Source organism: Lactobacillus taiwanensis DSM 21401 (assembly GCF_001436695.1).
In the GTDB taxonomy this organism is placed as follows: Bacteria; Bacillota; Bacilli; order Lactobacillales; family Lactobacillaceae; genus Lactobacillus; species Lactobacillus taiwanensis.
This window is the reverse complement of record NZ_AYZG01000045.1, coordinates 1-1,538: the sequence shown is the minus strand read 5'-3', so window position 1 is coordinate 1,538 and position 1,538 is coordinate 1. Positions and strand designations below refer to the sequence as shown.

At 33.2% G+C, this 1,538-nt stretch carries 2 protein-coding genes; both read right to left on the bottom strand.

From position 1 onward, the window contains the following. Nucleotides 1–94: 94 nt before the first annotated feature. Entirely contained in the window at nt 95–973 is an 879-nt protein-coding gene (locus FD18_RS06090) for a glycosyltransferase family 2 protein (protein WP_057719080.1), read from the bottom strand. 154 nt (nt 974–1,127) lie between these two features. Continuing rightward, nucleotides 1,128–1,430 carry an LPXTG cell wall anchor domain-containing protein gene (locus FD18_RS06085; protein WP_057719079.1) on the bottom strand — a complete coding sequence of 101 codons (303 nt, stop codon included), beginning with the start codon at nt 1,428–1,430 and terminating at the stop codon, nt 1,128–1,130. Between the last annotated feature and the right edge of the window lie 108 nt (nt 1,431–1,538).

Sequence of the window (1,538 nt, the reverse complement as noted above, 5' to 3'; positions counted from 1 at the left end):
AAATCCTGTCGATAGAATATCATAGATATCCATCAACAGGATTTATTATAGAGCCAGAATTTTATCTATCTCAGAGAGTTTTATTTTTATTCAATTATATTTTCTTGTACTTCTTCAAGATCGCCATCTTTTGCTTGGCATTACGATATTTCAAGTAATCTCCATCCTTTAAGGCTGTATCGATACAAATCTGTAACCGATAGCGATATGCACCTATTTCCCTAGTGATGTCAAAACCAAGCTGGCTTAGCAAACCTATTCTCTCTTCTACAGCTTCTAAAGGAAAAACTGCAGTCTTATTAGCCTGTGCAGACACACTATTTTCAAAAATACGATGCGTATAAATTGCTTTATTCATGTATGCAATTTTATCTGCTAACAAGTATATTTTCCATGTAGTTAGATCGTCTTCCACACGAGCATTAATAGGATAAACTATATTTTCAAAAAGAGATTTTTTATATAATTTTGCCCATGGCACAGCAAAAATGATGGACATATTATAAGGTACCGTCTCGTATTCTACAGTAAACCATTCTTCCGGAGTGTAGGTCTTTTCAAAGTAATCATCTTCTTTAAGCCAAATCCCATATGCTCTTTTTTCTTCAATGAAATGATTAAAATTTCCTACAGCAATATCTGCATCATTCTTTTTCAACAACTTATAAAGTTCTTCAATATGAGTTTCACTCAGCAAATCATCATGATCTACAAATAAAACATATTCACCAGTTGCCATTTCAAGACCAGCATTACGGCTTGAACCTACTCCACCATTTTTCTTGTGCAAAATTCTTATATTGGCATATTTTTCCCGATATTTTTCACATAATTCGGGTGTACTATCTGTAGATCCATCGTCTACTAAAATAATTTCAAAATTAGAATAAGTCTGTCTTAAGACACTGTCCAAACATTGAGCTAAATATTCTTCATCATTATATACCGGGATAATTACTGAGATTTTTTCCATGTGCTATCCTCTCATTGCTTTCTTGCTACATTGGTTACAACATATTTAAATCTATTATAGCTTAGTATTTACGTTTCTTTTCATATTAATAACAACAAAGCCTCGAGTTTCCAAAAAAGGAAGTCGAGGCTTTATTTATTATCTTTAAGATTTATTAATCTTTATCTTCATCTTTACGTTTCTTACGTCTGAAGCCAAGCAATCCACCTAAAGCAGTAATCATTAATCCTAATAAATTAGAACTTGATTCTGCTCCTGTTTGAGGCAATTTACCTCTACGGTGATGTCTCTTAACCGTCTTATCTACAGATTCAGCATTTTCATGTTGAGACTTAAGTGTATTAGTAGAAATTGTAGATTTAGCACCACTATTGTTTAGCGTTACTTTAGAACCATTATTGTTAGTACTATTTGTTGAAGTTATCGTACTTGTTGAGCTAGATTGACTCTCACTCATCGATGATGAGTTGCTTAAGCTCTCGCTCATCGATACTGAGTTACTCAAACTCTCACTCATCGATACTGAGTTACTCAAACTTTCACTCATGCTTACTGAGTTACTTAG

What these genes read in the sequence shown, in the direction of transcription:
- FD18_RS06090 (WP_057719080.1), bottom strand. Translation starts at nt 973, where the DNA reads ATGGAAAAAATCTCAGTAATTATCCCGGTATATAATGATGAAGAATAT.
- FD18_RS06085 (WP_057719079.1), bottom strand. Translation starts at nt 1,430, where the DNA reads ATGAGTGAGAGTCAATCTAGCTCAACAAGTACGATAACTTCAACAAAT.